Source organism: Amycolatopsis nigrescens CSC17Ta-90 (genome assembly GCF_000384315.1).
Lineage (GTDB): Bacteria > Actinomycetota > Actinomycetes > Mycobacteriales > Pseudonocardiaceae > Amycolatopsis > Amycolatopsis nigrescens.
Window position 1 is genome coordinate 4,314,541 of sequence record NZ_ARVW01000001.1, and the last position, 13,917, is coordinate 4,328,457.

At 71.1% G+C, this 13,917-nt stretch carries 13 protein-coding genes; 4 read left to right on the forward strand and 9 right to left on the reverse strand.

The features are described from left to right. Nucleotides 1-58 precede the first annotated feature (58 nt). From thiD to AMYNI_RS0120460, 3 genes are all read right to left on the reverse strand, one after another. A complete protein-coding gene (gene thiD, locus AMYNI_RS0120450; protein WP_020669909.1) occupies nt 59-886 on the reverse strand; it encodes a bifunctional hydroxymethylpyrimidine kinase/phosphomethylpyrimidine kinase in 828 nt (275 codons plus the stop codon). After that, nucleotides 883-2,526: a phosphomethylpyrimidine synthase ThiC gene (gene thiC / locus AMYNI_RS0120455; RefSeq protein ID WP_281170285.1), complete on the reverse strand. Its 1,644-nt coding sequence runs from the start codon at nt 2,524-2,526 to the stop codon at nt 883-885. Before thiC ends, thiD begins: the two co-directional genes overlap by 4 nt. A 156-nt stretch (nt 2,527-2,682) precedes the next feature. After that, the gene (locus AMYNI_RS0120460) at nt 2,683-3,276 is read right to left on the reverse strand and encodes a LysE family translocator (RefSeq protein ID WP_020669911.1); all 594 of its coding nucleotides are present in this window, start codon (nt 3,274-3,276) and stop codon (nt 2,683-2,685) included. 150 nt (nt 3,277-3,426) lie between these two features. Between AMYNI_RS0120460 and AMYNI_RS0120465 the strand changes: the two genes are divergently transcribed. Next, entirely contained in the window at nt 3,427-5,610 is a 2,184-nt protein-coding gene (locus tag AMYNI_RS0120465; RefSeq protein ID WP_026360697.1) for a glycoside hydrolase family 15 protein, read from the forward strand. A 110-nt stretch (nt 5,611-5,720) separates the two neighbouring features. Here the strand turns inward: AMYNI_RS0120465 and AMYNI_RS0120470 are convergent, their stop codons facing one another. Further along, nucleotides 5,721-6,281, reverse strand: a complete 561-nt coding sequence (locus tag AMYNI_RS0120470; RefSeq protein ID WP_020669913.1) for a peptide deformylase — start codon at nt 6,279-6,281, stop codon at nt 5,721-5,723. A gap of 325 nt (nt 6,282-6,606) precedes the next feature. Between AMYNI_RS0120470 and napA the strand changes: the two genes are divergently transcribed. After that, nucleotides 6,607-6,930 (forward strand): nucleoid-associated protein NapA, encoded by a 324-nt coding sequence (napA, locus tag AMYNI_RS0120475; protein WP_020669914.1) that lies wholly within the window; start codon nt 6,607-6,609, stop codon nt 6,928-6,930. Beyond that, nucleotides 6,927-7,574: a LytR C-terminal domain-containing protein gene (locus tag AMYNI_RS0120480; protein WP_020669915.1), complete on the forward strand. Its 648-nt coding sequence runs from the start codon at nt 6,927-6,929 to the stop codon at nt 7,572-7,574. Before napA ends, AMYNI_RS0120480 begins: the two co-directional genes overlap by 4 nt. Before the next feature lie 79 nt (nt 7,575-7,653). Here the strand turns inward: AMYNI_RS0120480 and AMYNI_RS0120485 are convergent, their stop codons facing one another. The 3 genes from AMYNI_RS0120485 to AMYNI_RS0120495 form a co-directional block, all read right to left on the reverse strand. Then, complete coding sequence (locus AMYNI_RS0120485) at nt 7,654-9,918, reverse strand: AAA family ATPase (RefSeq protein ID WP_026360698.1); 2,265 nt, start codon at nt 9,916-9,918, stop codon at nt 7,654-7,656. Nucleotides 9,919-10,016: 98 nt separating this feature from the next. Continuing rightward, the gene (gene pssA, locus AMYNI_RS0120490; protein ID WP_020669917.1) at nt 10,017-11,009 is read right to left on the reverse strand and encodes a CDP-diacylglycerol--serine O-phosphatidyltransferase; all 993 of its coding nucleotides are present in this window, start codon (nt 11,007-11,009) and stop codon (nt 10,017-10,019) included. A 4-nt stretch (nt 11,010-11,013) separates the two neighbouring features. After that, complete coding sequence (locus AMYNI_RS0120495) at nt 11,014-11,748, reverse strand: phosphatidylserine decarboxylase (protein ID WP_026360699.1); 735 nt, start codon at nt 11,746-11,748, stop codon at nt 11,014-11,016. Nucleotides 11,749-12,106: 358 nt separating this feature from the next. On the opposite strand from AMYNI_RS0120495, the gene AMYNI_RS0120500 reads away from it, so the two are divergent. Then, the gene (locus AMYNI_RS0120500) at nt 12,107-12,316 is read left to right on the forward strand and encodes a hypothetical protein (protein ID WP_026360700.1); all 210 of its coding nucleotides are present in this window, start codon (nt 12,107-12,109) and stop codon (nt 12,314-12,316) included. A gap of 40 nt (nt 12,317-12,356) precedes the next feature. Here the strand turns inward: AMYNI_RS0120500 and AMYNI_RS0120505 are convergent, their stop codons facing one another. Together AMYNI_RS0120505 and moeA are read right to left on the reverse strand one after the other, a co-directional pair. Further along, on the reverse strand, nt 12,357-12,647 hold the full coding sequence (locus AMYNI_RS0120505; protein ID WP_020669920.1) for a GlsB/YeaQ/YmgE family stress response membrane protein: 291 nt from the start codon (nt 12,645-12,647) through the stop codon (nt 12,357-12,359). Between the two features lie 28 nt (nt 12,648-12,675). Further along, complete coding sequence (gene moeA, locus AMYNI_RS0120510; RefSeq protein WP_026360701.1) at nt 12,676-13,881, reverse strand: molybdopterin molybdotransferase MoeA; 1,206 nt, start codon at nt 13,879-13,881, stop codon at nt 12,676-12,678. Nucleotides 13,882-13,917: the final 36 nt, after the last annotated feature.

Here is a 13,917-nt window from a genome sequence, read left to right on the forward strand (position 1 = left end):
ACGGGCCGGATGCCCGTGAAGGCCACCTTGCCTACGTTGAAGGTAGGCAAGGTGGCCTTCACGGCGTTTCCGGGGCCAGGCGCCAGAAGGGGGAAACGGGGCCGATGCCGGCGCCGAGGGGGTAGGACTCGGCGACGGCGCGTTCGATGAAGCGCTTGCCCGCCGCCACCGCGTCCGGCACGCCGAGGCCCTTCGCCAGCGACGCGGTGATCGCCGACGCGAGCGTGTCGCCGCCGCCGTGGGTGTGTTCGGTCTCGTGCCGGGGGCCGTCCAGCTCGACGTACTGGACGCCGTCGGAGAGCAGGTCCACGCAGCGCGGGTCGTCGTACATGTGCCCGCCCTTGACCAGCACCCACTGCGGGCCGAACTCGAGCAACGCGTTCGCCGCCGCGCGCTGGCTTTCCGCGTCGGTGACCAGCAGCCCGGTGAGCAGCCGCACCTCGTCCAGGTTCGGCGTGACCAGGCTGGCCCGCGGGAACAGCTCGGTCCGGATCGCCTCCAGCGCCTCTTCCCGCAGCAGCGCGTCCCCGTGCATGGAGGCGGCCACCGGGTCCAGCACGAACGGGACGTCCGCGTCCCGTCCGATGTGGACCTCGTCCAGGGTCTTGGCCACCGCGCCGATGATCTCCGCGGTGGCCAGCATGCCGGTTTTCGCCGCGTGCACGCCCATGTCCCCGGCCACCGCCTTGATCTGCGCGGTGACCGTCTCCGCGTCGATCTCGGCGAACCCCTGCACGCCAAGCGAGTTCTGCACGGTGACCGCGGTGATCGCGGTCATGCCGTGCACCCCGCAGGCGAAGAACGTGCGCAGGTCCGCCTGGATGCCCGCGCCACCACCGGAGTCCGAGCCGGCGATGGTGAGCGCAGTGCGCGGGGTGGCACTCACGGTCCGACCACCGGCAGGTAGACCTTCTTCCCCTTGTCCGCGAACTCCTCGGCCTTCTCCTTCATGCCGGCCTCGATAGCGTCCACAGAGGTCAGTCCGTGCTCCTCGGCGTACTTGCGGACGTCCTGGGTGATCCGCATGGAGCAGAACTTCGGCCCGCACATCGAGCAGAAGTGCGCGGTCTTGGACGGTTCCGCGGGCAGCGTCTCGTCGTGGAACGAGCGGGCGGTGTCCGGGTCCAGCGCCAGGTTGAACTGGTCGTGCCAGCGGAACTCGAAGCGCGCCTTGGAAAGCTCGTCGTCCCACTCCTGCGCGTGCGGGTGCCCCTTGGCCAGGTCGGCGCTGTGCGCGGCGATCTTGTAGGTGATCACGCCGACCTTCACGTCGTCCCGGTTGGGCAGGCCGAGGTGCTCCTTCGGCGTGACGTAGCACAGCATCGCGGTGCCGGCCCAGCCGATCTGCGCGGCACCGATCGCGGAGGTGATGTGGTCGTAGCCAGGTGCGATGTCCGTCGCGAGTGGACCGAGGGTGTAGAACGGCGCCTCGCCGCACAGCTCCTCTTCCAGCCGCACGTTCTCGATGATCTTGTGCATCGGCACGTGCCCTGGGCCCTCGATCATCACCTGCACGTCCTTGGCGCGGGCGATGTGGGTCAGCTCGCCGAGGGTCTCCAGCTCGGCGAACTGGGCCCGGTCGTTGGCGTCCGCGATCGAGCCGGGGCGCAGCCCGTCACCGAGCGAGAAGGTGACGTCGTACTCGCGCAGGATGTCGCACAACTCGCTGAAATGCGTGTACAGGAAGGATTCCTGGTGATGCGCCAGGCACCACGCGGCCATGATCGAACCGCCGCGCGAGACGATCCCGGTGACCCGCTTCGCGGTCAGGGGCACGTAGCGCAGCAGCACACCGGCGTGCACGGTCATGTAGTCCACGCCCTGCTCGCACTGCTCGATCACGGTGTCGCGGTAGATCTCCCAGCTGAGCTTTTCCGGCTCCCCGTTGACCTTTTCCAGCGCCTGGTAGATCGGCACGGTGCCGACCGGCACCGGCGAGTTGCGCATGATCCACTCGCGGGTCTCGTGGATCCGCTTGCCGGTGGACAGGTCCATGATGGTGTCCGCGCCCCAGCGGGTCGCCCACACCATCTTGTCCACCTCTTCCTCCACAGAGGACCAGACGGCGGAGTTGCCCATGTTCGCGTTGATTTTCACCAGGAAGTTCTTGCCGATGATCATCGGCTCGCACTCCGGGTGCCTGCGGTTGGCCGGGATCACCGCGCGGCCGGACGCCACCTCGGCGCGCACGAACTCGGGGTCCATCCGCTCGCGGGCGGCGATGTACTCCATCTCGCGGGTGATCACCCCCGCCTTCGCCCAGCCGAGCTGGGTGTTGTGCTCGCGGCCGTCCGCCCAGCCGGCCCGCAGCCGGTGCAGTCCATTGTGGACGTCGATGTCGGCGTCCGGGTCGGTGTACGGGCCGGAGGTGTCGTAGACGTCGAAGTGGTCGCCGTTGGAGAGATCGATCCGGCGGGCCGGTACCCGTAGTCCGGACTCGGTGTGGTGGTAGACCTTGTGCGAGCCGACGATCGGCCCGGTGGTCACGGACGGTTTGATGTCAGCGTTGTTTTCCAGCATGGTCAACGAAAATCACTCCCTACGCCGGCATTACCCGGTCAGGTTCATGCGGTCGGCGGCACCGGGTCCGGACGCGGACACCAGCCACCCTCTCAGCCCGCCAAAGCGCGAGCTCCCGCTGTGTGTTGTCTCAACGACCATGCCACGCCGGGGTGGCAAACATCAACCCTCCAGCGCCACCGTCACCCCGAACGCCACGAACAATCCGCCGGAGGTGCGCTCCAGCGCGCGCCGGACGGACGCCTTGCGCAGCCACTGGCCGATCCTGGTGAGCAGCAGGGCGAGCGAGGTGTACCAGACGATGTCGACCAGCAGCCAGACCAGCACGCACAGCAGCAGGGGCAGCGGGCCGGAGCCGGCTGGCACGAACTGCGGCAGGAACGAGATCGCGAAAACGCCGGCCTTCGGGTTGCTCACGTTGACCAGGAACCCGGACCGGAACCCGGCACCGGGCCGCACTTCCTCGTCCGGGGTGAGCCGGTTGAAGAACAGCGCCTTGATGCCGAGGTACACCAGGAAGACCGCGCCGCCGATGCGCAGCACGTTGTAGGCGACCTCGGAGGCGACCAGCAGCGCGGACAGCCCGAACACCGCGGCCAGCCCCCAGAACAGCACGCCCGCCTCGATCCCGGCGATGGTGGCCATCGAGTTGCGGCGCGAGCCTCGTGCGGACTGCTTGATCAGCATGATCGTCGCGGGGCCCGGCACGAGCGCGATCAGGAAGGCGGCGGGGATGAAAGCGAGCAGGTTCGGCATCCCCCGATGATCGCGACCCGCCTCCCGCCCGGCAACGAGGTTTCCTGGCGGGCGTCCGTCCCGGGCACGACCATCCGAATGGCGCATGCGGAAGTGGCCGATCTGCGCGAAACTGCATTCTTCTGTAACGGTGCAGACGTGGGGGTGCGCATGCGCAATATCGCTGTTGCCGCGTTGACCGGGCTGCTGGTCACGGGTTTCCTGCCGGCGGCCAGTGGTGCCGCTGCCGGTGATGCCCCCGGTGCCCCTGGTGCGCATCCGAGCTGGCTGCCCGCGGACAAGACCGGTTTCGGCGGCTCGCGGGACGCGGCGAGCAAGGTCTGGTTCACCCTGCAGGCCGGCCAGCTGTCCGAGGTGTACTACCCGGACCTGTCCACGCCGAGCGTGCGCTCGCTGAACTTCGTGGTCACCGACGGCCGCAGCTTCGCCACCGTGGACGCCGAGGTGCCCGGCCAGCAGGTGCGCCGCACCAGTGCCGACGGGCTGACCTACGAGCAGACCGCCACCGACGAGCAGCGGCGATGGCGGCTGCGCAAGACCTACGTGACCGACCCGGCGCGGTCCACCGTGCTGGTCAGCGTGGACTTCACGTCGCTGACCGGACAGCCGTACCAGCTCTACGCGGTGCTGGACCCGGACCTGGCCAACAACGGCGCGGACGACTCGGCCCGCTCCGACGGTGGCACCCTGGTGGCCGAGGACTCCACCATGGCCGCCGCCTTCGCCGCGCGGCCCGCGTTCACCGCGACCAGCAGCGGCTACGCCGGGGTTTCGGACGGCACGACGCAGCTGAAGAAGGGCTTCCAGCTGGAGTCGTACCCGCGCGCCGGCAGCGGCAACGTGGTGCAGACCGGGCGGACCTCGGCGGACGGGGTGCGCTCGCGGCAGGTCGAGCTGGCGATCGGCATGGGCAACGGCGAGCGGGCCGCCGCCGACGCCGCCGATGCCGCGAAATCCTCGCTGCGCCAAGGTTTCCGCCGGGCCGCCGCGGCGAACGAGGCGGGCTGGCGGCGTTATCTCGGCACCGTCAACCGGCCACCGGCGTCGCTGAAACCGGGCCGCGAACGGGACCTGTACCGGGCGTCGGTGCTGATGCTGGCGGCCAGTGAGGACAAGCAGAACCCCGGCGCGTTCATCGCGTCGCCGAGCATGCCGTGGAAGTTCGGCAACAACGGACCGGAGTACTCGCCGTCCGGGACCTACCACCTGGTCTGGCCGCGCGACCTCTACCAGATCGCCACCGGCATGCTGGCCGCCGGCGACCGGGGCGCGGCCGAACGGTCGCTGGACTACATGTTCGGCGTCCAGCAGCAGCCGGACGGCCACCTGCCGCAGAACACCCAGGTGGACGGCACCCCGTACTGGACGTCCATCCAGCTCGACGAGACTGCCTTCCCGATCGTGCTGGCCGAGCAGCTCGGCCGGACCGACCAGAAGACCTGGCAGTCGGTGCGCAGGGCGGCCGAGTTCCTGCTCGCCTACCGCGGCGAGAACGGCCTGGCGTCGCCGTACACCCAGCAGGAACGCTGGGAGGAGCAGGACGGGTACTCGCCGTCCACCATCGCCTCGGTGATCGCCGGCCTGGTCTGCGCGGCGGAGCTGGCCCGGCACAACGGCGCGGCCGCGGACGCCGAGCGGTACCTGGCCGCGGCGGACGGGTTCCGCGCCAAGCTGCCCGGCTGGACGGTGACCACCAACGGCCCGCTGTCCCCGGAGCCGTACTTCCTGCGGCTGACCAAGGACGGCGACGCGAACGCGGGCACCAAGTACAACGTCGGCAACTCCAGCATCACCCTGGACCAGCGCGCGGTGACCGACGCCGGTTTCCTCGACCTGGTGCGGCTCGGCATCTACGCGCCGGACGATCCGGTGATCCGCAACAGCATCCGGGTCACCGACGAGGACATCGGCTTCAAGACGCCTAAGGGCGAGTACTGGCACCGCTACACCGCCGACGGCTACGGCGAAACGGCCACCGGCGAGCAGTGGGACTACCCGTTCCCGCCGGAGAGCCGGACCACCTTCGGCAGGCTGTGGCCGCTGCTGGCCGGGGAACGCGGGGAGTACGACGTGGCGAACGGCGACCACGCGTCCGCCACCGGCCGGCTGCGCGACCTTGCCATGGCGAGCGGCGCCGGGGAGACCATGCCGGAGCAGGTCTGGGACCAGCATCCGCCCAGCGGTGGACCGGGCTTCGCGCCCGGCACGCCGACCGCGTCGGCGACCCCGCTGGCCTGGACGCACGCCCAGCTGGTCCGGCTGGCCTGGGTGGTGCAGCAGGGCGAGGTCATCGAGCAGCCGCGGGTGGTCCGCTGCCGCTACCTCGGCTGCTGACCACCCGCCAACAGCGCTTTCCTGCCCCGGCGTACGAGCCCAATGTGACGTTTGGTGTCTTCTATTGGCCAAACGTCACATTGGGCCGGTATGGGGTGGGGAAACGCGGGTCAGGACGCGGCGGGTTCGGGCAGCCAGGAGTTGCCGGGGACGCCCCAGCGGTTCGCCTTGAGCATCTTCTTGGCCGCGCGGGCGTGCCTGCCGACCAGGCGGTCCAGGTAGAGGTAACCGTTCAGGTGATCGGTCTCGTGCTGCAGGCAGCGCGCGAAGTAGCCGGTGCCCTCGACCTCGATCGGCTGACCGTCGAGGTCGAACCCGGTGACCTTGGCCCAGCTCGCCCGCCCGGTCGGATAGGACTCGCCCGGCGCGGACAGGCAGCCTTCCCAGTCGTCGTCCGGGTCCGGCATGGTCTCCGGGATCTCCGAGGTCTCCAGCTTCGGGTTGACCACGAGGCCCTTGTGCTGCGTGCCCTCGTCGTCCGGGCAGTCGTAGACGAAGATCCGCAGGTCGACGCCGATCTGGTTGGCGGCGAGCCCGACCCCCTCGGCGGCGTACATGGTCTCGAACATGTCCTCCGCCAGCGTCCTCAGCTCGTCGGCGAACTCGGTCACTTCGCGGGTGGGGTTGTGCAGCACTGGGTCGCCGGCGATCCGGATGGGGTGAACGGTCACGGCGGCATTTTAGGCTGTGTCTTTCAGGGCGCGCGATCGTATGAACGTAGCCAGGCCGCGACCTGGCATGTCTCCTCCCGTCGGGTTGGACGGCGGCCCGCCTCCGCTCATCCGAGCCTTCGGCAAAGCGCGCGCCGTGGCGGCCGGGTCCCTCCCCGTTCGGGAGGCATCTTTGTCGGTGGTTTCTGGTAGACCATGACGCGCCGGGCGTGATGCCCACGGTGGCCGTCCGGCGCGTGGTTCAATGGCGGCCGCGGAATGACAACCGTGTATTTCGTCGTTTCGTGGTCTACCGGAGCACCGGACCCTGATTGCGAGGAGTCAGATGGACGCCGCGGAGTCGATGGCTGATGGTCGCCAGCCGTCGCCGCCCGATCCGGCCGCCGGAGGAATGGACGGACTCACCCCGCGCGAGCAGGAAGTGCTCGCCTTCGAGCGGCAGTGGTGGAAGTACGCCGGCGCCAAGGAGCAGGCCATCCGCGAGCTCTTCGGCATGTCCGCGACCAGGTACTACCAGGTGCTGAACCAACTCATCGACAAACAAGAGGCGATCGCCGCGGACCCGATGCTGGTGAAGCGGCTGCGCAAGCTGCGGGCCGCGCGGCAGCGCAACCGGGCCGCCCGGCGACTGGGGATCGAACTGCCATGAGCCTTCTGGACGGGCTGTCACGCCCGATGAAGCTGGCCGGAGTCGCACTGATCGGGATCGCGCTGGTCGCGGCCGTCATCGGCACCACGACCGCACTGACCGGTGGCTCCGACAACACCGCCGCCCCGCCGTCGTCCTCCACCGCGCCTTCGGAGACGGGGCAGGTGCCGCCGCCGTCGTCCCCGCCGCCGTCCGAGCCGCCGAGCAGCCCGCCGCCCTCACCGAGCACGCCGCCGCCGTCGCCGAGCAGTCCCGCGCCCAGCAGCCCGGCACCGGGCCAGCCGGGCGCCACCCCCGGCCAGGACGGTGGCCAGCCTGGCGACCAGCAGGCTTCTTCCAAGTGGGTCACCGTGCGCGTCTACAACAACAGCCTGATCCACGGGCTGGCCGAGCGCGCCGGGGACGACCTCCGCAAGCAGGGCTGGAACGTCGCCGAGGTGAGCAACTACCCCTCCGGCAAGATCCCGACCACCACGGCCTACTACCGCCCCGGCACGGACGAAGAGGCCGCCGCGAAAGCACTCGGCATCACCTTCGGCATGCGGGTGGAAGCCAGGTTCGAGGGCATCCAGCAGTCCCATCCCGGAGTGATCGTGATCGTCACCAACGACTACAAGGGCGCCAGCGGCAAGGTCGGCAGCTGACCCTTCCCCACGCAGCGAAGGCCACCTTGCCTGCGTTCAACGCAGGCAAGGTGGCCTTCGCTGCATAGCGGGCAGCGGGTCAGCTCCGGTTGGCGTAGGCCTCGAGAGCGGCGAGCTGTGCCGGGTCCAGCGACGGGCGCACCGCGTCGCGGGCCGCGGCCAGGTGCGCCGCGGTGACCTCGGTGGCTTCCAGCGACTCCCGCATCGCGGTCAGCGCGGCCTCCCGGACCAGCGCCGCGCAGTCCGCCGCCGAGTACTTGTCCAAAGTGGACGCCAGCTCGGCCAGGTCCACGTCCGCGGCCAGCGGAGTGTTCTTCGCGGTGGCGCGCAGAATCGCCGCCCGCGCCTCGGCGTCCGGCGGCGGTACGTAGACCTGCCGTTCCAGCCTGCCCGGCCGCAGCAGCGCCGGATCGACCAGCTCCGGCCGGTTGGTCGCGCCGAGCACCACCACCTCGCGCATCGGCTCCACCCCGTCCAGCTCGGTGAGCAGCGCGGCCACCACCCGGTCGGCCACCCCGGAGTCGCTGGACTGTCCGCGGCGCGGGGCCAGCGCGTCGATCTCGTCCAGGAACACCAGCGCCGGCGCGGCGTCGGCGGCCCGGCGGAACAGCTCGCGCACCGCCCGCTCGGACTCGCCGACCCACTTGTCCATCAGCTCGGCGCCCTTGACCGCGAACACGTTCAGCGCCCCGGCCCCGGCCAGCGCCCTGATCAGGAACGTCTTGCCGCCACCGGGCGGCCCGTAGAGCAGCACCCCGCGCGGCGGTTCGACCCCGAGCCTGGCGAAGGAGTCCGGGTACCGCAGCGGCCACAGCACGGCCTCGGTCAGCGACTGCTTGACCTCGGTCATGTCGCCGACGTCGGCAAGGCTCAGCCCGCCGGTGGCCAGGGTGTCCGAAGTGGACATCGAGATCGGGCGCACGGTGTCCAGCGCGTCCAGCAGGTCCTGCTGGGAGATCCGGGGCTCGGCCGCCTCCCGCTGGCGCAGGGCCGCGCGGAGGGCGGCGTCCCGGCGCAGCGCGATCAGGTCCGCGGCCACGAAACCGGGCGTCCGCTCGGCGATCGCGGCCACGTCCACCCCGGCTTCCAGCGGCACCTCCCGCATCAGCACGCGGAGCAGCTCCGTGCGCAGCTTGCCGTCCGGCAGGGCCAGGGTGAGTTCCCGGTCCAGCAGATCGGCCCCGCGCAGCCGCGGGTCGGCCGACTCGGGGTGCGCGGTGGTCGCGACCACCGCGAAACCGGGCCTGGCCAGCGCGGTGCGCAGCTCCTCGAGCAGCACGGTGGCCACCGGCGGCGGCTGGGCGGACGGCAGCAGGGTGTCGATGTCGGTGATCAGCAGCAGGCCGGCGCCGTTCTCCGCGCGGGCACGGCCGATCGCCTCCCTGACCCTGGTTGCGGCCGTGTTCGGTTCGAGCACCGCGATGTTCGGCGCGGCCAGCGTCACCACCCGCACGTCCTCGGCCTTCGCCACGGCACGCACCAGCGTCGCCTTGCCGACCCCTTCCGGCCCGGAAAGCAGCACCCCGAGCCTGCTCGACGTGCCCAGCTTGGCCAGCAGCTCCGGCCGGTGGAAGGCGAGGTCGAACCACTCGCCGAGGCGCCTGGCCGCGGCCTCCGCGCCGACCAGGTCGGTCAGCGCCGGTATCGGCGTCTCCGCTTCCTCCTCCTCGACGATCTCGGCGTCGAGGTAGTCACCAGTGCCATCCGCGACGCGGGTGCTGGCGATCAGCTCGCCGGACGCGCGGCCGGGCACCGGCGGTGCGGCCTCCCCTGTCTTCGCGCCGCCGCGCCAGCTGACCACAGTGGACGGTCCGACCGCGACAGGGCCGTCCGGGTCGCTCGCGGTGACGGTGAGCAGCTCGTTGGTCCAGGTCATGCCGATCGCTGCGGACAGCTTGCCGCGCACCGCGATCGCGTCCGCGCCGGGTGCCGGGGCGAGGTCCTGCGGCAGCAGGGAGACCGCGTCGCCGACGGTGAGCACCTTGCCGATCAGCGCGAGCCGCAGGGTCTCCGGGCTGAGCGAGATCGAAGCCAGCCGCGAACCGGCGACGGTCACCGTCTTCGCCGCGGTCACGTCGACCGGGCTCACCACGATCTCGGCCCCTTCGGCGACCCCGAGGTTGGACATCGTCACGTCGTCGACCAGCACCACCCCGGTGGTTCCGCCACCCGCTGCCGGGGCGGCCAGCGCGGCGCTGCCACGGGCGCCGGTGAGCCGCACCGCGTCCCAGGCACGCAGGCCGAGCGCGTCCAGCACTTCGGGGTGCAGGCGCACCACCCCGCGCCTGGTGTCCACTGCGGAGGGAGTGTGCCGGACGGTCAGCGTGATCTGCGGGGAAGTCACGCCGCCCACCCTAGCGAGCCGCCCCACCACGTCGTGAGTGAAAAGCGTTGCCCTGGCAACACTTTTCACTCACGACCGTTGACCTGCGGAAACGTCGGTCATTCGTCGCCGCGGTGGCGCAGGCCGGTGCGGCGCCAGGTGCGGCGGCGGGAGCCGCGGTCGCCCGTCTTCGGGTCGGCGGAGTAGGTGCGCGTGCTGCGGGCGACGTGGTCGGTGTGCCCGTTGCGCGGCAGCCGGACCGCGCGCCTGGCGGCACCGGCCGCGCCCGCGACCCGGCGGCTCAGCGGCCGGCGCAGCCCGAGCCGGCGCTGGCTCCGCGCCCGGCGGATCGCCCGGCGCTCGCGCGGCGGTACGTCCCACGCCTCCGGGTGGCCGGCCAGCCAGCGGTAGCGGTACACCGCGTAGGGCACGTGGGCCAGGTACAGCACCAGCGCGATGGCCAGCGCGGTCAGCGGGTACTGGATGATCGCCGCGGCCAGCAGGCCGACGCCGACCAGCAGCGGGGCCGCCGCCTTGGCCGGCACCTTGACGGTCTTCAGCGACAGGGTCGGGATCCGGCTGATCAGCAGCGCCGCGATGGCCACCGTCCACACCCAGACCACCGGCTGCGACGACCACCAGCCCTCACCGAACTCGGTGGTGATGATCAGCGGCAGCAACGCGAGCAGCCCGCCGGCCGGTGCCGGCACGCCGACGAAGAACTCGTTGGCGTACGGCGGCTGCTCGGTGTCGTCGAGCAGCGTGTTGAACCGGGCCAGCCGCAGGATCATGCAGACCGCGAAGATCAGCGCGGCGACCCAGCCGACCCGCTCGCCGTCCGCGTGCCAGATGTAGAGCACCAGCGCCGGTGCCACGCCGAAGGAGATCGCGTCGGCCAGCGAGTCCAGCTCGGCGCCCATCTTCGAGGTCGCGTCCAGCAGCCTGGCGATCCGGCCGTCCAGGCTGTCCAGCACCGCCGCCACCCCGATCGCGCCGATCGCCAGCCACCACTGCTTGTTCAGCGCGAACTGGGCGGCGGACAGGCCCGAGCACACCGCGAGCACGGTGATGGCGTTCGGCAGCAGCCGGACACTGGGCGTGACGCGGGACATGGACTCAACCCTTCGAGTCGGACACGGCGGGCAGTTCGGCGATCGGAGTCTCGCCGCCGATGGTGCGCTGGCCCTTGCTGACCAGCACCTCGCTGCCGGGCGGCAGGTAGAGGTCGACCCGGGAGCCGAACCGGATCAGGCCGTAGGTGGCGCCGGCCGCCACCGCCTCGCCCTCGCTGGCCTGGCAGACGATCCGCCGCGCGACCAGCCCGGCGATCTGCACGACGACAAGGTCGTGGCCGTCTTCGGTGCGCAGCAGCACGGAATTGCGCTCGTTGTCGTCGCTGGCCTTGTCCAGGTCGGCGGAGAGGAACTTGCCCGGCCGGTAGGCGATCCGCTGGATCACCCCGGTCGCCGGCACGCGCTGGACGTGCACGTCGAACACGGAAAGGAAGATGCTGACCCGCATCCGCGGCTCGGCGGGCAGCCCGAGCTCGGGCGGCGGGGTGGCCTCTTCGATCAGCGAGACCAGCCCGTCCGCGGCGGCCAGTGCCAGCCCGCTCCTGGCCGGCGGCACCCGGCGCGGCTCGCGGAAGAAGGCGGCGGTGGCCACGGTGGCAAGGCCGGCCAGCGCGCCGAGCGGCTTGGACAGCCGGCGCAGCAGCAGGGTGGCCGCGGCGCCGCCGAGCACGAACGGCCGGCCGGCCGGGTGCATGGGCGGCAGGGTCTCGCGGGCCAGTTGCACGGCGTGGGTGACTGGGTTGGTCGTGCCGTTCGCGGGCGACCGGGTGGCGCTCATCTGTTCGGGGTTCCCCGTTGTCAGGTCCTTGGCGGAGGTGATCACCCGGCGGCGCATCAGGTGCCGCCGGCTCGTGCGCGCCCACGCTACCGCGACCCGGCGAGGGTGCGGGTGCCGGAGCCCAGCATCCCCCTCCCGGCTGCTGGGCTCCGGCGTACCGCTGTCACCACCCCCGCGGCCGTCCGGTCGCGGCGCTCCCCTTTCAAGTGGTCACGTGTCAAAGACGCCTGCTCTGGGTACTCCTTACGCGGTGACTCTGTTTTCTCCCTCGACTGAGCAACCCTCACCCGGGGGAGGCTCGGTAACAGACAGTCACTCTGGCCGATGCACTACGTGGTAAGTGCAGGAAGGGGCTGTCGTGAGCGCCGTCATGGAGGCTCCGAACGACCGCCTGGAAGAGTTCTTCCAGGCCTGGCGACGGGACGTGGACAGTGAGCCGATGCCGGAACTGATCGATCTGGGGACCGCGTTGCACGTGCTCGGCCTGGCGAAACGGGCGGGTGCACCCCCGACCGGCGCACCCGCCCGGTCGCGGTCATGGGAACGGTGGGGGGAACGGCGAGTTTAGTACGCCTGCCCCAGATTAGTCACCAGCCGTGAGTCAAAAGTTACAAACGGTCACGTGACTGCCTGTGGTCGCGCCGGCCGCCGAGCACCAGCCTGAGCAGCGCGAGCAGCACGACCGCGCCGAGCACGGCCACCCCGAAACTGGGGAAGTCGAAGTCGAAGGTCTTCTCCTTGCCGGTGGCCAGCCGGTAGATCAGCCCGCCGAGCGCGGCACCGACCACGCCGACGAGCACGCTGAACAGGCAGCCGCGGCGGCGGTCCCGGCCGCCGATCAGCAGGTTCGCCGCCCAGCCTGCCAGCGCGCCGAACACGATCCAGGAGAAGAAGCCCATGGCCACAGGCTAGAACCTCTGCGGACTCCTAAAGCAGCAGCACGCCGACCTCGTCACCCTTGTCCACCGATGTGGTGTCCTCGTCCAGCACGATAAGGCAGTTGGCCTGGGTGAACGCGGCCAGCAGGTGCGAGCCCGGGCCACCGCGCGGGCCGACGATGCCGGTCACCTGGCCGTCCTCGTGCCAGTAGAAACCGCGCCGGAACTGACGTTTGCCCGCCGGTGAGCGCATCGACTCGGTCAGCCTGGCCGGCACCCGCCGCCGGTCCACGTCCCGGTGGCCCAGCACGGTGAGCAGCGCCGGTCGGAGGAATGCCTCGAACGAGACCAGCACGCTGACCGGGTTGCCGGGCAGGGTCACCACCGGCGTGTCGTGCCAGCGCCCGCAGCCCTGCGGCCCGCCCGGCTGCACGGCGACCTTGGCGAAGGTCACCCCGGCCCCGGTCAGCGCGTCCTTGACCACCTCGTAGGCGCCGGCGCTCACCCCGCCGGAGGTCACCATCAGGTCGGCCTCGGCGAGTTTCGGCTCCACCGCGGCCCGGAACTCGGCCACGTCGTCGGCCACGCTGCGCACGATCTCCACCCGGCAGCCGAGCGAGCGCAGCGCGGCGGCCAGCATCACGCTGTTGGACTCGAAGATCTGGCCGTGCCGCAGCTCGCCGGGCGGGGTCACCAGCTCGGTGCCGGTGGAGACCACCAGCACCCGCGGCGGCACCCGCACCGGCAGCCGGTCCAGCCCGACCGCGGCCGCGAGACCGAGCTGCGCCGGGCCGAGCACGCTGCCTTCGGCCAGCGCGATGGTGCCGCGGACGACGTCCTCACCGGTGCGCCGCACGTGCGCGCCGGGCGTGCTGGCTTCGCTGATCCGGACGCGGCTGGTGCCGCCGTCGGTGCGTTCCACCATCACCACGCTGTCCGCGCCGGGCGGCATCGGCGCACCGGTCATGATCCGGTGCGCGGTGCCCGGCAGCAGGACCGGGATGTCCATCCGGCCGGCCGGGATGTCCTCGGCCACCGGCAGCTCCACCGGCCGCTCCGGCGCGGCGTCGGTCACGTCCACCGAACGGACCGCGTAACCGTCCATCGCGGAGTTGTCGAACGGCGGCAGGGAAACCCCGGCGTGCACGTCCTCGGCCAGCACCAGCCCGGCACAGTCCGCGAGGGGCAGTTCGGCGACAACGGCGCTGTCCAGCAGCTCGGTGACGGTGGCACGGTACTCATCGACGGAGATCACGCGGAACATCCTCGCTCACTCACCCCGGCGTGCAAC

Bases quoted from the DNA above. Each gene is read 5' to 3' on its own strand.
- AMYNI_RS0120460 (WP_020669911.1), bottom strand. From the start codon at position 3,276: ATGCCGAACCTGCTCGCTTTCATCCCCGCCGCCTTCCTGATCGCGCTC.
- AMYNI_RS0120465 (WP_026360697.1), top strand. From the start codon at position 3,427: ATGCGCAATATCGCTGTTGCCGCGTTGACCGGGCTGCTGGTCACGGGT.
- napA (WP_020669914.1), top strand. From the start codon at position 6,607: ATGGACGCCGCGGAGTCGATGGCTGATGGTCGCCAGCCGTCGCCGCCC.
- AMYNI_RS0120480 (WP_020669915.1), top strand. From the start codon at position 6,927: ATGAGCCTTCTGGACGGGCTGTCACGCCCGATGAAGCTGGCCGGAGTC.
- pssA (WP_020669917.1), bottom strand. From the start codon at position 11,009: ATGTCCCGCGTCACGCCCAGTGTCCGGCTGCTGCCGAACGCCATCACC.
- AMYNI_RS0120495 (WP_026360699.1), bottom strand. From the start codon at position 11,748: ATGAGCGCCACCCGGTCGCCCGCGAACGGCACGACCAACCCAGTCACC.
- AMYNI_RS0120505 (WP_020669920.1), bottom strand. From the start codon at position 12,647: ATGGGCTTCTTCTCCTGGATCGTGTTCGGCGCGCTGGCAGGCTGGGCG.